Origin of the sequence: Saccharothrix sp. HUAS TT1 (assembly GCF_040744945.1) — a bacterium.
Lineage (GTDB): Bacteria > Actinomycetota > Actinomycetes > Mycobacteriales > Pseudonocardiaceae > Actinosynnema.
This window is the reverse complement of the sequence record NZ_CP160453.1, coordinates 4,435,881-4,460,580: the sequence shown is the minus strand read 5'-3', so window position 1 is coordinate 4,460,580 and position 24,700 is coordinate 4,435,881. Positions and strand designations below refer to the sequence as shown.

General features: G+C 75.0%; 10 protein-coding genes. 6 read left to right on the top strand and 4 right to left on the bottom strand.

Features of this window, described 5'->3' with window-relative positions; all coding sequences use genetic code 11:
- Nucleotides 1–5 precede the first annotated feature (5 nt).
- From AB0F89_RS21505 to AB0F89_RS21495, 3 genes are read left to right on the top strand one after another with little or no spacing between them, the layout of a single operon-like run.
- The gene (locus AB0F89_RS21505) at nt 6–18,797 is read left to right on the top strand and encodes a non-ribosomal peptide synthase/polyketide synthase (RefSeq protein ID WP_367127291.1); all 18,792 of its coding nucleotides are present in this window, start codon (nt 6–8) and stop codon (nt 18,795–18,797) included.
- The gene (locus AB0F89_RS21500; protein WP_367127290.1) at nt 18,794–20,011 is read left to right on the top strand and encodes an MFS transporter; all 1,218 of its coding nucleotides are present in this window, start codon (nt 18,794–18,796) and stop codon (nt 20,009–20,011) included. Before AB0F89_RS21505 ends, AB0F89_RS21500 begins: the two co-directional genes overlap by 4 nt.
- On the top strand, nt 20,008–20,199 hold the full coding sequence (locus tag AB0F89_RS21495; protein WP_367127289.1) for an MbtH family protein: 192 nt from the start codon (nt 20,008–20,010) through the stop codon (nt 20,197–20,199). The genes AB0F89_RS21500 and AB0F89_RS21495 overlap by 4 nt, the downstream gene beginning before the upstream one ends.
- A 57-nt stretch (nt 20,200–20,256) precedes the next feature.
- On the opposite strand, the gene AB0F89_RS21490 is transcribed toward AB0F89_RS21495, so the two are convergent.
- Nucleotides 20,257–20,805: an isochorismatase family cysteine hydrolase gene (locus AB0F89_RS21490; protein WP_367127288.1), complete on the bottom strand. Its 549-nt coding sequence runs from the start codon at nt 20,803–20,805 to the stop codon at nt 20,257–20,259.
- Nucleotides 20,806–20,850: 45 nt separating this feature from the next.
- Between AB0F89_RS21490 and AB0F89_RS21485 the strand changes: the two genes are divergently transcribed.
- The gene (locus AB0F89_RS21485) at nt 20,851–21,492 is read left to right on the top strand and encodes a class I SAM-dependent methyltransferase (RefSeq protein WP_367127287.1); all 642 of its coding nucleotides are present in this window, start codon (nt 20,851–20,853) and stop codon (nt 21,490–21,492) included.
- The gene (locus tag AB0F89_RS21480; protein ID WP_367127286.1) at nt 21,461–21,991 is read left to right on the top strand and encodes a GNAT family N-acetyltransferase; all 531 of its coding nucleotides are present in this window, start codon (nt 21,461–21,463) and stop codon (nt 21,989–21,991) included. Before AB0F89_RS21485 ends, AB0F89_RS21480 begins: the two co-directional genes overlap by 32 nt.
- Before the next feature lie 2 nt (nt 21,992–21,993).
- Here the strand turns inward: AB0F89_RS21480 and AB0F89_RS21475 are convergent, their stop codons facing one another.
- Both AB0F89_RS21475 and AB0F89_RS21470 read right to left on the bottom strand, forming a co-directional pair.
- On the bottom strand, nt 21,994–22,485 hold the full coding sequence (locus tag AB0F89_RS21475) for a metallophosphoesterase family protein (RefSeq protein ID WP_367127285.1): 492 nt from the start codon (nt 22,483–22,485) through the stop codon (nt 21,994–21,996).
- A 1-nt stretch (nt 22,486) separates the two neighbouring features.
- The gene (locus AB0F89_RS21470; RefSeq protein WP_367127283.1) at nt 22,487–22,729 is read right to left on the bottom strand and encodes an acyl carrier protein; all 243 of its coding nucleotides are present in this window, start codon (nt 22,727–22,729) and stop codon (nt 22,487–22,489) included.
- 199 nt (nt 22,730–22,928) lie between these two features.
- Here AB0F89_RS21470 and AB0F89_RS21465 point away from each other — a divergent pair, with 199 nt between their 5' ends.
- Nucleotides 22,929–24,101: a glycosyltransferase gene (locus AB0F89_RS21465; protein WP_367127281.1), complete on the top strand. Its 1,173-nt coding sequence runs from the start codon at nt 22,929–22,931 to the stop codon at nt 24,099–24,101.
- Between the two features lie 162 nt (nt 24,102–24,263).
- On the opposite strand, the gene AB0F89_RS21460 is transcribed toward AB0F89_RS21465, so the two are convergent.
- The gene (locus tag AB0F89_RS21460) at nt 24,264–24,671 is read right to left on the bottom strand and encodes a DUF6292 family protein (RefSeq protein ID WP_367127280.1); all 408 of its coding nucleotides are present in this window, start codon (nt 24,669–24,671) and stop codon (nt 24,264–24,266) included.
- Between the last annotated feature and the right edge of the window lie 29 nt (nt 24,672–24,700).

Here is a 24,700-nt window from a genome sequence, read left to right as displayed (position 1 = left end):
CCGGAATGACCGCGTCCAAGAACGACCGCATCTCCGCGCTGCCGGAGCACCTGCGGGAACGCCTCCGCGCCCGCCTCGCGGGCAAGGCGACCGACCGGCCGAAGGCCGACGTGATCCCGCCCGCGCCGCGGGACGAGCCGCTGCCGCTGTCCGCGGGCCAGCAGCGGCTGTGGTTCCTCTCCCAGTTCCAGCCGGAGAGCACCGAGTACACCAGCGCCATCGCGCTGCGGCTCACCGGCGCGCTCGACCTGCCCCGCCTCACCGCGGCGCTGCGCGGGCTGCTGCGCCGGCACGAGTCGCTGCGCACCACGTTCGACCAGGTCGACGGCCACCCGGTGCAGGTGGTGCACGACGACGTCGACTTCGCCGTGGTCGCCACCGACGACCTGCGGGCCGAGCTGGACCGGCCGTTCGACCTGCGCACCGGGCCGCTGTTCCGGGCGGCCCTGCTCACCGAGTCCGCCGACGTGCGCGTGCTGCTGCTGACGTCGCACCACATCGTGGTGGACGGCTGGTCGCTCGGCCTGCTGACCGAGGAGCTGGGCGCGCTGTACCGGGGCGAGGCCCTGGACCCGCCCGCGCTGCAGTACGCCGACTACGCCGTCTGGCAGCGCGGCCGGCCGGTGGACACCGGCTTCTGGGTCGACCGGCTCGCGGGCGTCGTGCCGCTGGAGCTGCCCACCGACCGGCCGAGGCCCGCCGAGCGCACGTCCGCGGGCGCCACGCACGAGTTCGCGGTGCCCGCCCGGCTGGCCGGCGACCTGGCCGAGCTGGCCCGGGTCAACGAGACCACGCTGTTCACCACGCTGACCGCCGCCTGCCAGCTGCTGCTGGCCCGGTACTCGGGCCAGGACGACGTCGCGATCGGCACGGTCACCAGCGGCCGGGGCCGGCCCGAGCTGGCCGGCCTGGTCGGCTTCCTGGTCGGCACCGTCGTGCTCCGGTCCACAGTGGACACTTCACGGTCGTTCGCCGAGTTCCTGGCCGAGGTCAACCGCACCGCGCTGGACGCGTTCGCGCACGACGACGTGCCGTTCGACCGGGTGGTGGAGGCGGTCGGCGCGACCCGCGACCCGAGCCGGACGCCGCTGTTCGACGTGATGGTCGTGCTGCAGAACGCCGGCCGCGCGCTGCCCGAGCTGCCCGGCCTGCTGGTCGAGGAGCAGCCGCTCACCCGCGAGTGGGCGAACTTCGACCTGAGCGTCGACTTCACCCAGACCGAGGACGGCATCCACGGCCTGGTCGAGTACAGCACCGAGCTGTTCGACGCCGACACCGTCGACCGGATGGCGCGGCACCTGCTCGTGCTGCTGGCCGGGATCACCGCCGACCCGCACCGGCCGATGGTCGAGCTGTCGCTGCTGCTCGGCGACGAGCCGACCGGCCGCGGCCGGGAGCTGGCCGTCCCCGCCACCACGTTCCCGGCGGTGTTCGAGGCGCAGGCCCGGCGCACGCCGGACGCGACGGCCCTGGTCTGCGAGGGCGACGAGCTGACCTTCGCCGAGCTGAACGCGCGGGCCAACCGGCTGGCCCACCACCTCATCGCGGAGGGCGTCGGGCCGGAGCGGATCGTCGCCCTGTCGCTGCCGCGCGGCGTCGAGGCCGTGATCGGCATCCTCGGCGTGCTCAAGGCGGGCGGGGTGTACCTGCCGGTCGACCCCGGCCTGCCCGAGGCCCGCCGGCGCTACCTGCTGGAGGACTCCGGCGCGGCGCACGTGCTCGACGCGCCGGTCGACACCACCGGTCTGCCCGACACCGACCCGGTCGTGCCGCTGCGCCCCGAGCACGCCGCGTACGTCATCTACACGTCCGGCTCCACCGGGCGGCCCAAGGGCGTCGTGGTGGAGCACCGCGCGCTGCTGAACCTGATGCACAACCACCGCGACGAGTTCGCCGGCGAACGATTGCGCGTCGCGCTCTCCGCCGTGTTCTCGTTCGACACGTCGTGGGAGGGCATCCTGCTCATGGCCGACGGCCACGAGCTGCACGTGCTCACCGACGACGTCCGGCTGGACGCCGTCACCCTGATCGACTACGCCGAGCGGCACGACGTCGACCTGCTCGACCTGCCGCCGTCCTACGTGCAGCAGCTGCTGTCGGCCGGCCTGCTCGGCCCCGGCAGGGGCCCGAGGATCCTGCTGCTGGGCGGCGAGGCGATCGGCGCGGCGCTGTGGAACGAGCTGGCGCGCAGCGGACTGCGGGCCTACAACTTCTACGGCCCGACCGAGACCACGGTCGACGCGGTGTACACGCCGATCGGCGGCGACCGGCCGGTGATCGGCCGACCGGTGGCGAACCTGACCGCGCACGTGCTGGACGAGGACCTGCGGCCGCTGCCGGTCGGCGTGCCCGGCGAGCTGTTCGTCGGCGGGCCGCAGGTGGCCCGCGGCTACCTGGACCGGCCCGGCCTGACCGCCGACCGGTTCCTCGCCGACCCGTTCGGCGAGCCCGGCGCCCGGATGTACCGCACGGGTGACCGGGTGCGGTGGGTCACCGTCGGCGGAGCCGACAACGGGCCGCGGTCGGCAGTCCTGGAATACCTCGGCCGGACCGACGAGCAGGTCAAGATCCGCGGCTTCCGGATCGAGCCGGGCGAGGTCGAGGCCGCGCTGCTGAGCCACCCGGACGTCACCGAGGCCGCCGTGGTGGCGCGCGCCGACAACGGGCACACCCGGCTGGTCGGCTACGTCGTCACGACCGGCCCGGCGAACCTGCGCGAGCACCTGCGGCGCTCGCTGCCGGAGTACTCGGTGCCGTCGGCGTTCGTCGAGCTGGACCGCCTGCCGCTGACGCCGAACGGGAAGCTGGACCGGGCCGCCCTGCCCGCGCCCGAGGCGGTCGGCGACGGCGAGTTCGTCGCGCCGCGCACGCCGGTCGAAGCCGAGCTGGCCCGGATCTGGGCCGAAGTCCTCGGCGTCGAGCGGATCGGTGTGGAGGACAACTTCTTCACCGTCGGCGGCGACTCGATCCTGTCCATCCAGCTGGTGTCCCGGGCCAGGCAGGCCGGGCTGCACCTGACCTCGCGGGACGTGTTCCGGCACCAGACCGTCGCGGAGCTGGCGCTGGTCACCTCGGTGCGGGCTGAGGAGGAGCCGGAGCGGCTGTTCACCGGACCCGCGCCGCTCACCCCGATCCAGCGGTGGTTCTTCGCCGAGCACGGCCCGCTGGCGCACTACACGATGACGCTGCTGCTGGAGCTGGACCCGGAGGTCGACGCCGACGCGCTGCGCGCCGCCGTGCGGACCGCGGTCGGGCACCACGAGGCGCTGCGGCTGCGGTTCCGGCAGGTCGACGGCCGGTGGGCGCAGGAGGTCGCGGACGCGGGCCCGGACGTGTTCCGGATCGCCGAGGACGACGACGTCGAAGCCGCCGCCCGGGACGCCCAGCGCGGCCTGGACATCGGCGACGGGCCGCTGCTGCGCGTGGTGCTCTTCCCCGGCGCGCGGCCGAAGCTGCTGCTGACCGCGCACCACCTCGCCATGGACGGCGTGTCGTGGCGCATCCTGCTCGGCGACCTGGAGCGGGCCTACCGCGGCGCGGCGCTGGAGCCCGTCGGCACGTCGTTCACGCAGTGGGCGCACCGGCTGGACGAGCACGTCCGGTCCGGCGCGCTGGACGGCGCCCGGGACCACTGGGCCGCGCTGCCCGCGCCCGAGGCGTTGCCGGTGGACCACGAGGGCCCCAACACGGCCGGCTCGGCGCGCGTGGTGTCCGTGCGGCTGGACCGCGGGACCACGGACGCGCTGCTGACCGCCGTGCCGCCGGTGTACCGCACGCAGGTCAACGACGTGCTGCTGAGCGCGGTCGGCCGGGCGCTGGCCGAGTGGACCGGGCGCGACGAGGTGGGCGTGGCGCTGGAGGGCCACGGCCGGGAGGAGCTGCTGCCCGGTGTCGACCTGTCCCGCACGGTCGGCTGGTTCACCTCGCAGTTCCCGGTGGTGCTGCGGACGTTCGGCGACGGCGACGGCGCCGACTGGGGCCGCACGCTCAAGTCGGTCAAGGAGTCCCTGCGCGCGGTGCCGCACAAGGGCCTGAGCTTCGGCGCCCTCGACCACGGGCAGCCGGGCGGCGGTCCGCTGCCCGAGGTCTCGTTCAACTACCACGGCCGGTTCGACGTCGCCGGCGGCGGCTTCTTCCGGGGCCGCGGCGAGTCGGCGGGCGAGGACCTGGCGCCCGACGAGACGCGCAGCCACCTGATCGACGTGACCGGCGTGGTCGAGCACGGCGAGCTGGAGCTGAGCTGGACCTACTCCGATCACGTGCACGACGAGGCGACCGTGCGGCGGGTGGCCGAGCGGACCGCCGAGGCGCTGCGCGAAATCGTCGCGCACTGCGCCCTCCCCGGCGTCGGTGGCCGCACGCCGTCGGACTTCCCGCTGGCCAGGCTCACCCAGGAGCAGGTCGACGCGCTCGCGGGGCCGGACGTGGAGGACATCTACCCGCTGACCCCGTTGCAGGCGGGCATGGTGTTCCACAGCCTGGTCGAGCCGGGCGCGTACGTGGACCGGATGCGGCTGGTGCTCGACGGCGTCGGCGACCCGGCGGCGCTGGCCCTGGCGTGGCAGCGCGTGGTCGACCGGACGCCCGTGCTGCGGTCGAGCGTGGTGTGGGACGGCGTGGCCGAGCCGGTGCAGGTCGTGCGCCGCGGCGTGGAGCTGCCGACCGGCGGCCTCGACGACCCGTTCGACCTCGGTGTCGCGCCGCTGCTGCGGGTGCGGGTCACGCCGCTCGGCGGCGACCGGGTCGAGCTGGTGTGGTCGTCGCACCACGTGATCCTGGACGGCTGGAGCACCGCGCAGGTGTTCGGCGAGGTGCTGGAGCAGTACCGGGCGATCACCACCGGCGTCCCGGCCCGGCTGCCCGCGCGGCGGCCGTTCCGCGACTACCTGCGGTGGCTGGCCGAGCAGGACGGCGCGGAGGCCGAGGCGCACTGGCGGGCCGTGCTGTCCGACGTGGACGGACCGGCGGCGCTGCCGTTCGACCGGCAGCCCGGCGGCGACCACCGCGGCGAGGCGTCCGCGTCGGTGCGGTTCTCGCTGGACCTCGGCGACGCGGCCCAGCGCGCCGGGCTGACCGTGAACACCGTCGTGCAGGGCGCGTGGGCGCTGCTGCTGGCCCGCGTGTCCGGCGAGCCCGACGTGGTGTTCGGCAGCACGGTGTCCGGCCGCCCGGCCGAGCTGCCCGGCGTCGAGTCCATGATCGGCATGCTGATCAACACCGTGCCGACCAGGGCGGTGGTGGACGGCTCCGCCGAGGTCGGCGCGTGGCTGCGCGGGTTCCAGGCGGCGCAGAGCGAGTCGCGGCGGTTCGAGCACACGTCGCTGGCCGAGATCCAGTCCTGGGTCGGCGCCCGGCTGTTCGACAGCGTCGTGGTGTTCGAGAACTACCCGTTCGACCGGGAGACCGCCGGGCCGCGGGTGGTCGAGGTGCACTCCGTCGACAACACCACCGTGCCGCTGACGGTGAGCGCGTCGATGACCGACCGGCTCGACCTCGACCTGGCCTACGACCCGGAGCTGTTCGACGCCGCCACCGCCGAGCGGCTGGCCGGGTGGCTGCGCGAGCTGGTCGCGGCGATCGCGGCCGACCCCGGCGTCCGGATCTCCGAGCTGCCGTGGCTGTCGGAGGCCGAGCGCCACCAGGTGCTGGTGGAGTGGAACCGGACCGCGCTGGACACGCCGCCCTCGCTGTTCCCCGAGGTGTTCGCCGAGCAGGCGCGCCGGACGCCGGACGCGACAGCCCTGGTGTTCCACGACACCTCGCTGACGTTCGCCGAGCTGGACGCGCGGGCCAACCGGCTGGCGCACCACCTGCTCGCGCACGGCGCCGGGCCCGAGCGGGCCGTCGCGGTGCTGCTCCCCCGGACCGCCGACCTCGTGGTGGCCGTGCTCGCCGTGCTCAAGGCGGGCGCGGTGTACCTGCCGGTCGACCCCGGGCTGCCGCGCGAGCGGGTCGACTTCCTGCTGCGCGACGCGAACCCGGCGCTGGTGCTGGACGCCGTGCCGGACCTGGCCGGGCTGCCCGGCGCCGCGCCCGACGTGCGGGTGCGGCCCGAGCAGGCCGCGTACCTGATCTACACGTCCGGCTCCACCGGCACGCCCAAGGGCGTCGTGGTCGAGCACCGGCAGCTGGCCAACCTGTTCCACGCCAACCGGCGCGACCTGATCGCGCCGCTGACCGAGGACGGCAAGACCCGGTTCGCGGTCACCGCGACGTTCTCGTTCGACACGTCGTGGGAGGGCCTGCTGTTCCTGGCCGACGGCAACGAGCTGCACGTCGTCGACGAGGAGCTGCGGCTGGACCCGACCGCGCTGGTGGCCTACCTGGTCGAACACGGCATCGGGGTGGTCGACCTGACCCCGACCTACGCCCGCCAGCTCATCCCGGCCGGCCTGCTGCGGTCGGGGCTGCGCGCGATCATGGTCGGCGGCGAGGCGGTGGACGCGCCGCTGTGGCGCGAGCTGGCCGACTCGCCGGTCGAGGGCTTCAACTACTACGGCCCGACCGAGGTCGCGGTGGACTCGGTGGCGACCCGCGTGGTCGGCGACCGGCCGCTGATCGGCCGACCGCTGGCCAACCTGGCCGCGTACGTGCTGGACGCCGACCTCCGCCCGGTGCCGCCCGGCGTGCCCGGCGAGCTGTTCCTCGCGGGCAGGCAGGTCGCGCGCGGCTACCTGGACCGGCCCGGCCTGACCGCCGCCCGGTTCGTGCCCGACCCGTTCGGCGGCACGCCCGGCGCGCGGATGTACCGGACCGGCGACCGGGTGCGGTGGCTCGCCGACGGCGCCTTGGAGTACCTGGGCCGCACCGACGACCAGGTGAAGATCCGGGGCTTCCGGATCGAGCCCGGCGAGGTCGAGGCGGCGCTGCTGGCCGTGCCGGGCGTGCGCGAGTCCGCCGTGGTGGTGCGGGACAACCGGCTCATCGGGTACGTGACCGGCACGCCGGAGTCCGACCCCCGCTCGGCGCTGGCCGAATCGCTGCCGGACTACCTGGTGCCGTCGGCCGTGGTGGTGCTCGACCGGCTGCCCCTGTCGCCCAGCGGCAAGCTGGACCGGCGGGCGCTGCCCGAGCCGGACCTGTCCGGCGAGTTCGTCGCGCCGCGCACCGAGGCCGAGGAGGTCGTCGCCGCCGTCATGGCCGACGTCCTCGGGCTGGAGCGGGTCGGCGCGCTGGACGACTTCTTCCGCCTCGGCGGTGACTCCATCCTCAGCATCCGGGTGACCTCCCGGTTGCGCGCGGCGTTCGGGATGCAGCTCTCGCCGCGCGCGGTGTTCCGACACCCCACGGTGTCCGGGCTCGCCACCGCCATCCTCCACGGTGCGGGCCCCGGCGATGTGGAGGTGGCCGCCATCCCGGTGATCCCGCGCGATGGCGACCACCTCCCGCTGGTCCGCCCGCAGTCCCCCGCGCAGCGGCGGCTGTGGTTCCTGGACCAGTTCGAGGTGGGCAGCACCGAGTACGTGACGCCGACCGCGTTGCGGCTGCGCGGGCCGCTGGACGTGGACGCGCTGCGGCGCGCGGTGGACGGGCTGGTCGCGCGGCACGAGTCGCTGCGCACCACGTTCGACGACGGCGTGCAGGTCGTGCACGAGCCGTTCGAGGTGCCGCTGGCCGTCGAGGACGGCTCGTGGGAAGCGGTGCTGCGCGAGGAGGTCGGCACGCCGTTCGACCTGCGCCGCGGGCCGCTGCTGCGGGCCCGGCTGGTCCGGGTGGAGCCCGAGGAGCACGTGCTGGTGCTGACGCTGCACCACATCGTCACCGACGCCTGGTCGTCGGGCGTGCTGGCCCGGGACCTCGGCGCGCTGTACGCGGGGCAGGACCTGCCCCCGGCGGCCCTGCAGTACGCGGACTACTCGCAGTGGCGGCAGGACCCGCCGGTGGACTACTGGGCCGAGCGCCTGGTCGGCGTGCCGCCGCTGGAGCTGCCCACCGACCGACCGCGCCCGGCCGTGCGCAGCGCCGCGGGCGCGGTGCACCGGTTCACCATCCCCGCACCGGTCGCGGACGCCCTGAAGGCGTTGGCGGCGCGGCGCGGCGACACCCTGTTCACCGCCCTGGTGGCGGCCACGCAGGTGCTGCTGGCCCGCTACACCGGTCAGGACGACATCGCGGTGGGCACCGCCGTGTCCGGTCGCGGCCGGGCCGAGCTGGACGACGTGGTCGGCCTGTTCGTCAACACCGTCGTGCTGCGGTCCACCGTGGACCTGCGGCGGTCGTTCGACGACTTCCTGGCCGACGTGCGCACCACCGTGCGCGAGGGCTTCGAGCACCAGGACGTGCCGTTCGAGCGCGTGGTGGAGGCCGTGCGGCCGGACCGCGACCCGAGCCGCAACGCGTTGTTCGACGCCATGGTGCTGCTCCAGAACACCGGGACCGAGGTGCCCGAGCTGCCCGGCCTGCGGGTCGAGGAGGTGGACCTGCCGCTGTTCAGCTCCACCTGCGACGTGTCGTTCGAGTTCGGCGAGGCGGACGGCGCGCTCGCCGGGGCGGTCGAGTACAGCACCGACCTGTTCGACGCCGGGACGGTCGACCGGATGGCGCGGCACCTGGTCGCGCTGCTGGCCGGGATCACCGCGCGGCCGGACCGCCCGCTGGCCGAGGCGTCGCTGCTGCTCGGCGACGAGCCGGACGGGCACGGCGTGCGGCTGGAGGCGCCCGACACCGCGTTCCACGCGGTGTTCGAGGACTGGGCGCGGCGCACCCCCGACGCGACCGCCCTGGTGTGCGGCGCCACGTCGCTGACGTTCGCCGAGGTCGACGCGCGGGCCAACCGGCTCGCGCACCACCTGCTCGCGCACGGCGCGGGCCCGGAGCGGGTGGTCGCGGTGTCGCTGCCGCGCTCGGCCGACTCCGTGGTGGCGGTCCTGGCCGCGCACAAGGCGGGCGCGGCCTACCTGCCGGTCGACCGCGACCTGCCGCGCGAGCGGATCGACTTCCTGCTGCGCGACGCGAACCCGGCGCTGGTGCTGGACACCGCGCCGGACCTGACCGGGCTGCCCGACACCGCGCCCGACGTGCGGGTGCGGCCGGACCAGGCCGCGTACCTGATCTACACGTCCGGCTCCACCGGCGTGCCCAAGGGCGTCGTGGTCGAGCACCGGCAGCTGACCAACCTGCTGCACAACCACCGGCACGCGCTCGTCGGCGAGCCGGCGGGCCCGGAGCAGCGGCTGCGGGCCGCGCTGACGGCCGTGTTCTCGTTCGACACGTCGTGGGAGGGCCTGCTCGTGATGGCCTACGGCCACGAGCTGCACGTGCTCACCGACGACGTCCGGCTGGAACCGGCCGCGCTGGTCGACTACGTGCGCGAGCACCGGATCGACTTCCTCGACCTGACGCCGTCCTACGTGCAGCAGCTCCTGCCCGCCGGGCTCCTCGACGGCGAGCACGTGCCGGCGCACGTGATGCTCGGCGGCGAGGCGCTGCCCGACGCGCTGTGGCGGGAGCTGGCCGCGTCCCGCACGACCGCGCACAACTACTACGGCCCCACCGAGACGGCGGTGGACGCGGTGTCCACCGTGGTCACCGGCGACCGCGCGCTGATCGGCCGCCCGCTGGCCAACCTCGTCGCCCACGTGCTGGACGAGGACCTGCGGCCGGCGCCGGTCGGCGTGCCCGGCGAGCTGTTCATCGGCGGCGCGCAGGTGGCCCGCGGCTACCACGACCGGCCCGGCCTGACCGCGCAGCGGTTCGTCGCCGACCCGTTCGGCCCGCCCGGCGCCCGCATGTACCGCACCGGCGACCGGGTGCGGTGGGTCGGCGACCAGCTGGAGTACCTGGGCCGCAACGACGACCAGGTGAAGGTCCGGGGCTTCCGGATCGAGCTGGGCGAGGTCGAGGCGGCGCTGCTGCACCACCCGGAGGTCGCGCAGGCCGCCGTGGTGGCCCGCGAGCACAACGGCCACCAGCGGCTCGTCGCCTACACCGTGGGCACGTCCGCCGACCTGGCCGGCTGGCTCAAGCAGCGGCTGCCGGACTACCTGGTGCCGTCGGCGTTCGTGGCGCTGGACGCGCTGCCGGTGACGCCGAGCGGCAAGGTGGACCGGCGGGCGCTGCCCGCGCCGACGTTCACCGACGCCGGGTACGTCGCCCCCGAGGCGGGCGTGGCGACCACGCTCGCCGACATCTGGGCCGACGTGCTCGGCGTGGACCGGGTCGGCGCGCGGGACAACTTCTTCGCCCTTGGCGGCGACTCGATCCTGAGCATGCAGGTCGTGTCCCGGGCCAGGCAGGCCGGGCTGAAGCTGACCTCGAAGGACGTGTTCCTCCGCCAGACCGTCGCCGAGCTGGCGCTCGCCGCCACCGCGGACACCGGCACGGCGCACGAGGTGGTCGCCGGCCCGGCGCCGCTGACCCCGATCCAGCGCTGGTTCTTCACCGAGTACGGCCCGCTGGCGCACTTCACCATGTCGGTCGTGGTCGAGCCGGGCGACGTCGACCCGGCCGCCGTGCGCGGCGCGGTGCGGGCCGTGGTGGACCACCACGACGCGCTGCGGCTGCGGTTCACGCAGGTGGACGGCGTGTGGCAGCAGGAGGTGGCGGACGTCGGGACCGCCGAGGTGTTCCGGGTGGCCGACACCGACGACCTGGTCGCCGAGGCCGCGGCGGCCCGCGCGAGCCTCGACCCGCGCACCGGCCCGGTGCTGCGCGCCGTGCTGCTCGCCGACGGCAGGCTGTTCGTGACCGCGCACCACCTGGTGATCGACGCGGTGTCGTGGCGGATCGTGCTGGCCGACCTGGAGACCGCGCTGGCGGGCGGCGACCTCGGGCCGAAGGGCACCGCGTTCACCGACTGGGCCCGCCGGCTCGACCGGCACGTGCGGGACGGGCGGTTCGACGCCGCGCTCGCGCACTGGTCGGCCGTGCCGGTGGAGGAGCGCGTGCCGACGACGGCCGGTTCCGCGCGCACGGTGTCGGTCCGGTTGGGCCGCGCCGAGACCGACGCGCTGCTGACCGCCGTCCCGGACGCCTACCGCACGCAGGTCAACGACGTGCTGCTGACCGCGTTGGCGGCGGCGTTCGGCGGGCGGGCGCTGGTGGCGCTGGAGGGCCACGGCCGCGAGGAGCTGTTCGACGGCGTGGACCTGTCCCGCACGGTCGGCTGGTTCACCGCCGAGTTCCCGGTGGCCCTGTCCGTTCCCGAGGGGGAATGGGGGCCCGGAGCCGATTGGGGCACCGCGCTGAAGGCGGTCAAGGAGCAGCTGCGCGCGGTGCCCGACAAGGGCCTGAGCTACGAGGCGCTGCGGTACTCCGACCGCGGCCTGTCCGGGTCGCTGCCGCAGGTGTGCTTCAACTACCTGGGCCGGTTCGAGGACGCCGCCACCGACGTCGAGCACGGCCGCGAGGTGCCGGACGACCTGCTCCGGCCGCACCCGCTCGACCTCACCGCCGCCGTGCAGGCGGGCGAGCTGGTGGTGGAGTGGGAGTACTCCACCGAGGCGCACGACGAGGCCGGGGTGCGGGCGCTGGCCGAGCGGATGGTCGACGCCCTGCGCGCGATCGTCGCGCACTGCGCCCGCCCCGACGCCTGGGGCCGCACGCCCTCGGACTTCCCGCTGGCGAAGCTGACCGCCGACCAGGTGGACCGGCTCGTCGACCGGGACGTGGAGGACGTCTACCCGCTCACCCCGCTGCAGGCGGGCATGCTGTTCCACAGCCTGGTCGACGACGGCACCGCGTACCTCAACCAGGTCCGGGTGCGGCTGTCCGGGGTGGACGACCCGGCCCGGCTGGCGCGGGCGTGGCAGCGGGTGGTCGACCGCACGCCGATCCTGCGCACCGCCGTGGCCTGGGAGGGCCTGGACGAGCCGGTGCAGGTCGTGCGGCGCGGGGTGACCGTGCCGGTGACCTACGCCGACGTCACCGACGAGGTGGTGGCCGCCGACGCGGCGGCGGGCGTGGACCTGACCGAGGCGCCGCTGATGCGGCTGGTGGTCGGGCGCGCGTCCGACGACGAGGTCGACCTGCTGTGGACCTCGCACCACCTGCTGCTGGACGGCTGGAGCACGGCGCAGGTGTTCGGCGAGGTGCTGAACGAGTACGCGGGCGGCGCCGCCCCGGCGCGGCGGCCGTTCCGGGACTACCTGGCGTGGCTCGCCGAGGTCGACCAGTCGGCCGTCGAGGAGTACTGGCGCGGCGCGCTGGCCGGGTTCGACACGCCCACCCCCCTGCCGTTCGACCGGCAGCCCGCCGAGGCGCACCGGGCCGAGTCGTCCGCCCAGGTCGTGCTCGACCTGCCCGCGGACCGGCTGGACGCGGTCGCCCGCGCCCACGGCCTGACGGTCAACACCCTGGTCCAGGGCGCGTGGGCGCTGCTGCTGGCCCGCACGTCCGGTCGCCGTGACGTGGTGTTCGGCAGCACGGTGTCCGGTCGCCCGGCCGAGCTGCCCGGCGTCGAGTCGATCGTCGGCATGTTCATCAACACCGTGCCCGCCAGGGTCGTGGTGGAGCCGGACGCCGAGGTCGTCGCCTGGCTGCGCCGGCTGCAGGACGCGCAGATCGAGTCCCGGCAGTTCGAGCACGCGTCGCTGGCGCAGGTGCAGGGCCTGGCCGGGGTCGGGTCGGGCACGGGCGGTCGCCTGTTCGACAGCCTGCTGGCGTTCGAGAACTACCCGGTGGACAAGGAGACGCCGGACGGCGCGCCCGGCGTCGGCGAGGTGGACGGCCTCGACACCACCACCTACCCGCTCACGGTCCGCGCGCACGTGGACGACGCGCTGCACGTCGAGCTGACCTACGACCCGCGGCTGTTCGACGAGGGCACGATCACCGCGCTCGGCGACCGGCTGGCCCGGTTGCTCGACGCGATCGGGACCGACCCGCGCCGGCGAGTGTTCGAGCTGCCGTGGTTGTCCGACGGCGAGCGCGAGCAGGTGCTGGTGACGTGGAACGGCACGTCGGCGGGCAGCGCGGTCGAGGACACCGTCCCGGCGCTGTTCGCGGCGCAGGCCGCGCGCACGCCGGGCGCGACCGCGGTGACGTGCGAGGGCGCGAGCCTGACCTACCGGGAGCTGGACGAGCTGTCCAACCGGTTGGCGCACCACCTGGTCGGGCTGGGCGCCGGGCCGGAGTCGCTGGTGGCGCTGCGGTTCCCCCGCTCGCTGGACCTGGTGGTCGCGGTGCTCGGCGTGCTCAAGTCGGGCGCTGCCTACCTGCCGCTGGACGTGTCGTACCCGGCCGACCGGGTCGCCCACATGATCGCCGACGCGCGGCCGACGACGACCCTGGAAGCCCTGCCGGACCTGTCCGGGATGCCCGTGGACGCGCCGGACGTGCCGCTGCGGCCCGAGCACGCCGCGTACGTGATCTACACGTCCGGCTCCACCGGCAAGCCCAAGGGCGTCGTCATCCCGCACAGCAACGTGGTGCGGCTGTTCGGCGAGACCGACCACTGGTTCGGCTTCGGGCCGGACGACGTGTGGACGCTGTTCCACAGCTACGCCTTCGACTTCTCGGTCTGGGAGCTGTGGGGTCCGCTGCTGCACGGCGGCCGGCTCGTCGTGGTGCCCCACGAGGTGTCGCGCTCGCCGCGCGAGTTCGCCCGGCTGGTGGCCGACGAGGGCGTGACGGTGCTGAACCAGACGCCGTCGGCGTTCTACCAGCTGCTGGAGGAGGCGCCCGACCTCGACGTCCGGTACGTGATCTTCGGCGGCGAGGCGCTGGACGTGCGCAAGCTGGCCCCGTGGCGCGGCTCCGGCGCGTTGGTCAACATGTACGGCATCACCGAGACGACCGTGCACGTCACCTGGACGCACGCCGACGGCTCGATCGGCGTGCCCATCCCCGACCTGCGGGTGTACGTGCTGGACGACGAGCTGCAGCCGGTCGCGCCCGGTGTGGTCGGCGAGATGTACGTGGCCGGGCCCGGTGTGGCGCGCGGCTACCTCAACCGGCCCGGCCTGACCGCGCAGCGCTTCCCCGCCGACCCCTTCGGCGAGCCGGGCACGCGCATGTACCGCACGGGCGACCTGGCCCGGTGGGTCGACGGCCGGCTGGAGTACTTCGGCCGCGCCGACCAGCAGGTGAAGATCCGGGGCTTCCGGATCGAGCTGGGCGAGATCGAGGCGGCGCTGGCGGCGCACGACGCGGTGACCCAGGTCGCGGTGGTCGTGCGGGAGGACCGGCTGGTCGCCTACTACGTGCCCGCCGGCGCCACCGAGGACGGCGCGTCGGCGGCGGGTCGGCCGGTCGAGGCCGCCGACCTGCGCGAGCACGTCGCCCGGTCGTTGCCGGACTACATGGTGCCGACCGCGTACGTGGCGCTGGAGCGGTTGCCGCTCAACGCCAACGGCAAGCTGGACCGGGCCGCGCTGCCCGCCCCGGAGCGCGAGGCGTCGGCGGCCGGCGGGTTCGTCGCGCCGCGCACCGACGCCGAACGACTGGTCGCCGAGGTGTGGGCGGACGTGCTGGGCCTGGCCGAGGTGGGTGTGGAGGACAACTTCTTCACCCTCGGCGGCGACTCGATCTCCAGCATCCGGGTGGTGTCGCGGCTGCGGTCGTCGTTCGACGTCTCGCCGCGCGAGGTGTTCGACCACCCGACGGTCGCGGCGCTGGCCGCCCGGCTGTCCGGGTCGACCGCGGCCGACGCGGTGATCCCGCGGGTCGGGGGCGACGCGCCGCTGTCGTTCGCGCAGCAGCGGCTGTGGTTCCTGGACCAGTTCTCGCCCGGCGGCACGGAGTACGCGACGCCGCTGGCCGTGCGGCTGCGCGGCGGGCTGGACGTGCCCCGGCTGGAACGGGCGCTGACCGCGCTGGTCGAGCGGCACGAGACGCTGCGCACCACGTTCCCGGCGGTGGACGGGCTGCCGGTGACCGCGTTGCGGCCCGCCGCGCCGGTCGTGCTGCCGGTGGTCGACGCGCTGCCCGCGGTGGAGCCGTTCGACCTGGCCGAGGGCCCGCTGTTCCGGCCCGCGCTGGTGCGGCTCGGGCCGGACGACCACGTGCTGGCGCTGACGATGCACCACATCGTCACCGACGGCTGGTCCGGCGGCGTGCTGGTGTCCGACCTGGCCGCCCTGTACGGCGGCGAGGAGCTGCCGCCGCTGCCGATCCGGTACGGCGACTTCGCCGCCTGGCAGCGGGAGCAGCCGCTGGACGCGCAGCTCGCGTACTGGCGGGAGCAGCTGGCGGGCGTGCCCGCGCTGGAGCTGCCGACGGACCGGCCGCGACCGCCGGTGCAGACCACGGCGGGCGCGCAGACCGAGTTCGCCGTGCCGGCCGAGGTGGCGCACCGGCTGCGCGAGCTGGCGAGGGCCGTGGACGGCACGCTGTTCATGGCGCTGGTGGCCGCGTGCGAGGTGCTGTTCCACCGGTGGTCCGGGCAGGACGACTTCGCGGTGGGCACGGTGGCCTCCGGCCGGGACCGGCCGGAGACGCAGGACCTGATCGGGTTCTTCGTCAACACCGTGGCGCTGCGGGCGCGGATCGAGCCGTCGGCGACGTTCCCGGAGTTCCTGGCCCGCACGCGCGACACCGTGCTGGACGCGTTCGCGCACCAGGACGTGCCGTTCGAGCGCGTGGTGGACGCGGTGCAGCCGGACCGCGACACCAGTCGCACGCCGCTGTTCCAGGCCGTGGTGGCGCTGCAGAACGCGCCGCAGGCCCCCGGCTTCGCGGACCTGGTGGCGGAGGACGTCGAGCAGCCCGTGGTGAGCACCGGCTTCGACGTGACGGTCGAGTTCACCGAGGACGCCGACGGCGGGCTCCGGGGCTCGGTCGAGTACAACACCGACCTGTTCGACGCGGGCACGGTCGGGCGGCTGGTCGAGCACCTGGGCGTGCTGCTGGCCGGGATCGCCGCCGACGCCGACCGCCCGCTGTGGTCGCTGCCGGTGCTGCCGGACGGCGAGCGCGAGCTGGTGGCCCGGTGGGGCGCCACCGGACCGGCGGTCGAGGGCCCCGGTTTCGTGGAGCTGGTCGAGGCGCAGGTGGCGCGGACGCCGGACGCGGTGGCGCTGACCGGCGCGGCCGACGTGACCTACGCCGAGCTGAACGCCCGCGCGAACCGGCTGGCGCACCACCTGATCGGGCTGGGCGCCGGGCCGGAGCGGATCGTCGCGCTGCGGCTGCCCCGGTCGGTCGACCTGCTGGTGGCCGAGCTGGCGGTGCTCAAGGCGGGCGCCGCGTTCCTGCCCATCGACCCGGACTACCCGGCCGAGCGGATCGCGTTCATGGTCGCCGACGCCCGGCCGCTGGTCGTGCTGGACGGCCCGGTGGACGTGTCCGGGCAGCCGGACACCGACCCCGGCGTGCCGGTGCGGCCGGAGCACCCGGCGTACGTGATCTACACGTCCGGGTCGACCGGGCGGCCGAAGGGCGTGGTGGTGTCGCACGCCGGCCTGGCCACGTTCTCGGCGGCCGAGGTCGAGCACTTCGACGTGCGGCCCGGCGACCGGGTGCTGGAGTTCTCCTCCCCCAGCTTCGACGCGTCGGTGCTGGAGCTGTGCATGGCGTGGCCGGCGGGCGCGGCGCTGGTCGTGCCGCCGCCGGGGCCGCTGCTCGGCGACCAGCTGGCCGAGGTCGTCAACGGGCACGGCGTGACGCACGCGCTGATCCCGCCGGTCGCGCTGGCCACCGTGCCGGACGTGAAGCTGCCGACGTTCCGCACGCTGGTCGTGGGCGGCGACGCCTGCTCCGCGGACCTGGTGCGGCGCTGGGCCCCCGGACGGCGGATGGTCAACGCCTACGGGCCGACCGAGTCCACCGTGGTCACGTCGTGGAGCGGGCCGCTGGAGCCCGGCGGCGCGCCGCCGATCGGGCGGCCCGTCCCCGGCACCCGGGTGCACGTGCTGGACGGCGAGCTGCAGCCCGTGCCGGTCGGGGTGCCCGGGGAGCTGTACGTCTCCGGCGTCGGCCTGGCCCGCGGCTACCTGGACCGGCCCGGCCTGACCGCGTCCCGGTTCCTGGCGAACCCGTTCGGGCCGGCCGGGTCGCGGATGTACCGCACCGGCGACGTGGCGCGCTGGACCGCGGCCGGTGAGCTGGAGTTCGTCGGCCGGGTCGACGAGCAGGTGAAGATCCGCGGCTTCCGGATCGAGCTGGGCGAGGTCGAGACGGCCCTGCTGCGGCACCCGGACGTGCGGGAGGCGGTCGTCGTCGCCAGGGCGGACGCGCGCGGCCACAAGCGGCTCGTCGCGTACGTCGTCGGCGAGGTCGGGCAGCCGGACGGCGTCCGGGAGTTCCTGGGCGAGTCGCTGCCGGACTACCTGGTGCCCTCGGCGTTCGTGCCGCTGGCCGCGCTGCCGATCAGCCCGAACGGCAAGGTGGACCGGGCGAAGCTGCCCGAGCCGGACTTCGGCGCGCTCGGCGGCGCGGACCACGTCGCGCCGGACGGGCCGGTGGAGGAGGCGCTGGCGGCGGTGTGGGCGGACGTGCTGAACGTGCCGCGGGTCGGCGCGCGGGACAACTTCTTCACCCTCGGCGGCGACTCGATCCTGAGCATGCAGGTGGTGGCCCGCGCCCGGCAGGCGGGCTACCGGTTCGCCACCCGGGACCTGTTCGCGCACCAGACCGTGGCGTCGCTCGCGCCGCACGTCTCGGTCGAGGACTCGACCGCGGCCGACCGGGCCCCGGTGGTGGGCGACGTGCCGCTGACCCCGATCCAGCACTGGTTCCTCACCTCCGGGCGGCGCAACCCGCACCACTTCAACCAGTCCCACCTGGTCGAGCTGGACCCGGCGGTGGACGTGGCCGCGCTGCGGCGGGCGCTGGGCGCGCTGGTGGCCCACCACGACGCGCTGCGGCTGCGGTTCACCTCGGTCGACGGGGTGTGGCGCCAGCACAACGACGACGTCCGCGACGTCGACGTGCTGACCGAGGTGGACGGCGTGGCCGAGCTGGAGGCGGTCGCGGACCGGGTGCACGCGTCGTTCGACCTGGCGACCGGTCCGCTGCTGCGGGCCGTGCTGTTCCGGGCCGAGCAGCCGCTGCTGCTGCTGGTCGCGCACCACCTGGTGGTCGACGGCGTGTCGTGGCGGATCCTGCTGGACGACCTCGACACCGCGTACCGGGGCGGCGACCTCGGCGCCAAGACCACCTCGTACCAGGAGTGGTCGCGGCGGCTGGAGGCCCACGTGCTCGGCGGCGGGCTGGCCGACGAGGTCGAGCGGTGGGACCAGGAGTTCCCGCCGGCGCCGGCGCCGAGCGGCGCGCAGGAGTCGGTCACCGTCGAGCTGTCCGAGGAGGACACCGACGCGCTGCTGCGCGGCGCGCCCGCCGCCTACCGGACCCGGATCAACGACGTGCTGCTGGCCGCGCTGGCCTGGGCGCTGTCGCGGTGGACCGGCTCGCCGCGGGTCGCGGTGGACCTGGAGGGCCACGGGCGGGAGGACGTGCTCGACGTCGACCTCTCGCGCACGGTCGGCTGGTTCACCACGGTGTTCCCGGTGGCGCTGGAGGTGCCGGACGGCAGCTGGCGCGACCGGGTGAAGGCGGTGCGCCGGCAGCTGCGGGCGGTGCCGGGCAACGGGTTCGGGTACGGGGCGCTGCGGCAGCACGGCCTGGTGCCCGACCGCGGCCGGCCCGCGGTGTCGTTCAACTACCTGGGCCAGTTCGACGGCGGCTCGGCCGAGTCCACCGGGCTGTACCGGGCGGTGCTGCCGTCGGTCGGCCACGACCACGACCCGGCCGACGTCGGCGACCACGCCGTCGACGTGGTCGGCGAGGCCGGGAAGACGTTGGGCTTCACCTGGTACTACTACCCCTCGGCGCACTCGGGGGACGAGGTGGGCGCGGTGGTCGCCGACTTCGCCGCCGCGCTGCGGGCGATCGCCGCGGACTGCCGGGGCGCGCTGTGACGACGTCGTTGGCGCGCAACCGGAACTACACGCTGCTGTGGGGTGGCCAGGCGCTGGCCGAGGTGGGGTTCAGCGCCTCGATGCTGGCCCTCCCGCTGCTGGTGCTGGTGCTGACCGACTCGCCGGTGCTGGCCGCCCTGGTGCTCACCGTGGACGCCACCGCGCAGCTGCTGGTGGGGCTGCCCGCCGGCGCGCTGGTCGACAGGTGGGACCGCAGGCGGATCATGCTGTGCTGCGAGGCCGCCCAGGTGCTCGCCCTGGGCAGCCTCGTGGCCGCGGTGGTGACCGACCAGGTGTCGGTCGTGCACGTGATGGCGGTGGCCGCGGTGCTCGGCGTGTGCCGGGCGCTGTTCGAACCGGCCGAGGACGCGACGCTGCCCCGGCTCGTGCCGGAGTCCCAGCTGGCGACCGCGGTGGCGATGAACAGCGCGCGGTCGTCGCTGGGGCAGATGTCCGGCACGGCGCTGGGCGGCGTGCTGTTCGCGGTGACGCGGTGGCTGCCGTTCCTGGTCGACCTGGTCACGCACGTGGTCGCGTTCGTGATGCTGCTGTTCCTGCGGGTGCCGCCGGCGCAGCCGGTCGAGTCGCACCCGCACCTGCTGCGGTCGATCGGCGAGGGCCTGCGGTGGGTGTGGAGCCGGCGCGAGATCCGGGTGACCGCCCTGTGCGCGGTGGTGCTGAACCTGTTCTTCACCGCGTTCTACCTGGTCGTCATCGTGCTCGTGGAGCGGCGCGGCGCGTCCACCGCCGAGATCGGCGTCATGGCGGCGATGTTGGGCGTCGGCGGCGTGCTCGGCGCCCTGGCCGCGCCGTGGCTGCACCGCGTGCTCGGTCCGCACCGGTCCATCGCGGCGGTGTTCTGGGTGCTGACGCTGCTCGTGCCGTGCACCCTGGCGCTGGAGTCGACCTACCTGATCGGGGTGCTGTTCGCCCTGATGAGCTTCCTGGCCCCCACGGCCAACACCACGATCGGCACCCACCAGCTGCTGCTCACCCCCGACGAGCTGAGAGGACGGCTCAGCGGGGTGATGGGAGTGGTCGTCGGCGGCGCGGGCGCGCTCGGGCCGGTGGTCGGCGGCGTGCTGACCGAGGCGCTGTCGGCGGCTACCGCCGTGGTGGTGTGCGCCGTGGGGATTTCCTTCATCACGATTTTCGTCACAGTCAGCCCGACGCTGCGCGGGTACGCGAAAGCACAAGAGGAGAAGAACGCATGAGGGACGACATCACCTACCAGGTCCTGGTCAACGACGAGGGCCAGTACTCGTTGTGGCCCGCGCACCACGACGTGCCTGCCGGGTGGCGGTTCGAGGGCACCAAGGGCACCAAGGACGAGTGCTCCGCGCACGTCGACACCGTGTGGACCGACATGCGCCCGGCGTCGCTGCGGGCGGCGATGGGCTGAGACCCGGCCCCGGTCCGCCCCTGATGACCGCGGCCCACCTGATCCGGTGGGCCGCGGTCATCGCGCGTCGAAGGACACTTCCGCGGCGGGCACCACGCGCAGCCGTCCGCCGGGGTGGACCGCCCGGCTCAGGATCCGGTTGTGCCGGTCCACGACCTGCTCGGCGGTCAGGCCCGCCTCGGGGTCGCCGTCGGCGGCCGGCGCGTGCCCGTCGCCGACCAGCACGACGTCCAGGCCGTGGCTCAGCGCCGACCGGGCGGTCGCGTCGACGCAGTAGTCGGTGGCGACGCCGGTCAGCACGACGGTGTCGACGTCCCGCTCGGCGAGCAGGGCGGCGAGCCCGGTGCGGTAGAACGCGTCGGTCGCGGTCTTGCGGACCACCTCGTCGATCGACTCCAGGCCCAGGCGCGGGCTGAGCCGCGTGCCCGGCGACGCCGGGTCGAACGTGGTGCCGCTCGGTCCGATCTGCTGCAGCGCGATCACCGGCGCGCCCGCCCGCCGGGCCCGGCGCGCCAGCACCGCGATCCGGTCGGCCAGCTCCGGGCCGCGCCGGACGAGCGGGATCAGCACCTCTTGCACGTCCACGATCAGCAGCGCCGCCTTCACGACCGCGAGCCTACGCGCGGGAGGCGGGTCGATAACGTCTGCGCGGTGAGCACAGGCGACTGGTTGACCGACACCCGCACGTCCTACGACGCGGTGGCCGAGAGCTACGCCGACTTCGGCCGGGAAGCGTTGGCGCGCAAGCCCGTGCTGCGCGGCGTCCTGGCCCTCTTCGCCGAGGCGGCGCGGGCCGTCGGCGGCCCGGTGGCGGACGTCGGCTGCGGTCCGGGGCTCGTCACCGCGCACCTCCGCGACTTCGGGCTGGACGCGTTCGGGATCGACCTGTCGCCCCGGATGGTCGGGATCGCCCGCCGCGACCACCCCGGGCTGCGGTTCGAGGTCGGCTCGATGACCGACCTGGACCTGCCGGACGGCTCGGTCGGCGGCGTGCTGGCGTTCTACTCGGTCATCCACGTCCCGGACGAGGAGGTGCCCGGCGCGCTCGCGCACTTCCACCGCGTGCTGCGGCCCGGTGGCGTGGCGATGCTCGGGTTCCACGTCGGCGACGTGAGCCGGTTCAAGACCGAGGGGTACGGCGGCCACCCGATGGCCCTGCACGTCCACCGGCGCACGGTGGAGCGGATGTCGGCCTGGCTGCGCGACGCCGGGTTCACCGTCGAGGCGCAGGTGCTGCTCGACCCGGACGAGGAGGTGCCGGGTGGCGCCGTCCTCGCCCGCCGGGGCGCCTGAGCTGGTCGCGCCGACCACCCGGCTGCGGGCGGCCTGGCTGGCGGCGCGGGACGAGTGGGGTCCGGGCCCGCACGAGGACGGTTTCGGGCTGCTGCCCACCGACGACGTCGACTCGCCGGACGGGTTCGCGGCCTGGGTGGCCCGGCTCGCCGCCGAGGCCGACCCGGCCCGGCGGCGGTGCCGGTACCGGTGGGTCGTGCAGGACGGCCGGGTGCTCGGCGGGATCGCCGTGCGGCGGGAGCCGGCGGACCTGGTGCGCCGGCTCGGCCACGTCGGTTACGGCGTCCGGCCGTCGGCGCGCGGGCGCGGGGTGGCCACCCGGGCGCTCGGCCTGGCGCTGGGCGAGGCCCGCGAGCTCGGCCTGGACCGGGTGCTGGTGGTGTGCGAGGACGGCAACACCGCGTCGATGAGGACGATCGAGCGCAACGGCGGCGTCCTCGAAGACGTCCGGGACATCGGCCTCGGCGTCGTCCGGCGGTACTGGATCGACCTCGGGTAGCCCTACGTCACCGGCACGATCCGGGCGGCCAGCAGCCGGCCGTCCTCGACGTCGAGCAGGCCGACGGTGCCGTGCGGCTGGCGGCGGCGGTCGGTGGGCGAGCCGGGGTTGAACACGCGCACGCCGTCCCCGGTGACGTCCATGGGGATGTGCGAGTGGCCGAACACCACCAGGTCCGCCTCCGGGAACCGGCGGCGCATCCGCGCGGTGCGGCCGGTGGCCTGGCCGCTGTCGTGGAGCATCGCCACCCGCAGTCCCGCGAGGTCGAGCTCGACCGCGTCGGGCGCGCCCCACGCGGCCACGTCCGGCCCGTCGTTGTTGCCGCGCACCGCCGTGACCGGCGCGTACTGCGCCAGCTCGACCAGCACCGGCGCCACGCAGACGTCACCCGCGTGCAGGATGACGTCCGCGTGCCGCAGGTGCTCCGCGACCCGCGGCGGGCACGTCTTCCACCGCCGGGGCGCGTGGGTGTCGGAGAGCACGACCACGCGCATGTCAGGAGACGGCGGGTCCCGCGTCGCCGCTCGCCGACAGCTCCTTGAGGAAGTCGTGGCACTGCTTGGCGCGCGCGGAGTCCTCCTCCATCACCCGGCGGAAGAAGTCGGCGATCTCCTGCTTGCCCGCGTTCTCCGCGTCCCGGACGTACTGGCCGTAGTCGTGGCCCGCCTTGAGCGCGTGGTACTGCACGGAGATCAGGTCGTAGCTGACGTCGTCGAACCCGGTCTCGCCGGTGGCCATGGCCCCTCCTTGGTGTCGTGGTGGTCGTCGTGGTGGTCGCCCTGTGCCATACCCGCCAGCGGCGGCGTCAACCGCCCGGGCCCGGTCGCTCTGAGTGGCGGGGTCCCGTGGTTGCTTGTACGGTTCGAGTTGGGTTGAGACGACAGCCTGTGACCGGTGGACGTGGCGACGAGCCGCTTCCCCGCGGCTGGAGGAACCCATGAAGATCGCGGTCGTTTCGGCGCACGCGAGCCCGCTCCCCGTGCTCGGCGACGCCGAGGAGGGCGGTCAGGACGTCCACGTCGCCGACCTCGCGGCGGCGCTGGTCACCGCCGGTCACGACGTGGTGGTGCACACCCGCCGTGACTCCGTGCGATCGGTCGACCTCGTGCACACCCGGCGGGGTTACGACGTGGTGCACGTCCCGGCCGGTCCGCCGAGCCCGCTGCACCCGGACGAGGTGCTGCCCCACCTGGACGAGTTCACCCGGTTCCTGCGCGAGCAGTGGCGGGCCGACCCGCCGGACGTGGTGCACGCCCACTACTGGACGTCCGGGGTGGCGTCGGTGCTGGCGGCCAAGGACCTGGACGTGCCGGTGGTGCAGACGTTCCACGGGTTGGGCGCGGTGGAGCAGCAGGTGGGCGACGGGTCGGTGCCCGAGGCGCGGCTGTCCACCGAACGGCTGATCGGGCGCGAGGCGGACCTGGTCGTGGCCGGGTGCACGGACGAGAAGGCGCAGCTGGTGCGCCTGGGCGTGGCGCGGAGCAGGGTCGCCGTGGTCGCGCCGGGGGTCGACGTCGAGCTGTTCAAGCCGGAGGGGCCGCGGCTCAACCGCCCGCTGCCGCACCGGCTGGTCTCGCCCGCGCCCGGCGCGGAGGACGTGATCACCGCGCTGCGGGCGGTGCCGGACACCGAGCTGGTGGTCGTCGGCGGCCGGGCGGAGGACGTGCGCAGGCTGCGCGAGCACGCCCGCGAGTCGGGCGTCGGCGACCGGGTCAGGCTGGTCGGCCGGGTGCCCAGGGTGGCGATGCCCGCCCTGCTGCGGTCCGCCGACGTGGTCGTGTGCGCCGCTCCCGGCGCCTCGTCCGTCGCGCCGGTGGAGGCGATGGCGTGCGGCGTCCCGGTCGTGGCGGGGACGGTCGGCGGGGCGGTGGACACCGTCGTGGACGCCGTCACCGGGGTGCTCGTGCCGCCGCAGGACCCGAAGGCCCTGGCACGCGCCCTGCGCCCGCTGCTGGTGGACGACGCTCGACGTGAGGCTTACGGCATCGCCGGCGCGGACCGGGTGGAGGCGCGGTACAGCACGGCCCAGGTCGCCGCCGAGGTGGTGCGCGTCTACCGCCAGGCGACCGGCCGGCCGGAGACCGTCGAGGCGTCACTGCAGGACGGGTGACGGCTCGGCTCACCGGCTGTGCGGTCTCGACGCCTGCCTGCCCTCGGTTCGCGCTGTCAGGGCGGGCAGCGGCTGTCTGGGCTGTCGAGGCGGGCGGGCTCGCACCGGCAATGCGCGCTCTCAGGACAGGCGGGCGGGCTGTCAGGTAGGCAGCTCGCGCTGTCAGGGCGGGCAGGCGCGCAGGCGGTCGGTGAAGTCGTCGGCGGAGCCGTAGGCGCGCAGGCGGATCGGCCTCGGGTCGCCGGGGTGCCCGCCGCGCAGCAGGGCCGCCACGAACGCGGCCACCTCCGCCGCCGTCGGCAGCACGTCCCCGCCCAGGTAGGAGATCACCACCGGCGGCTCGTCCGCGTCCGTCCGCACCGCCGCCGCCCAGCCGAACTCCTCGTCCCACACCAGCGCGAAGCCCCGGCCCGGGAACGAAGGCAGGTTCCCGGCCAGGGCGAGGTAAGCGGTCGCGGGTGGACCGGCATCGGTGGATGGCGGCCGTTGCGCCGAGCCCAGCTCCACCGCGACGGCCCGCACGTAGCGCCGCAGGCCGTGGGTCGGCGTGTCACCAGAGTCGGGGTCCACCAGCGGCTCCCTGCGCGGAAGGCGGCGGC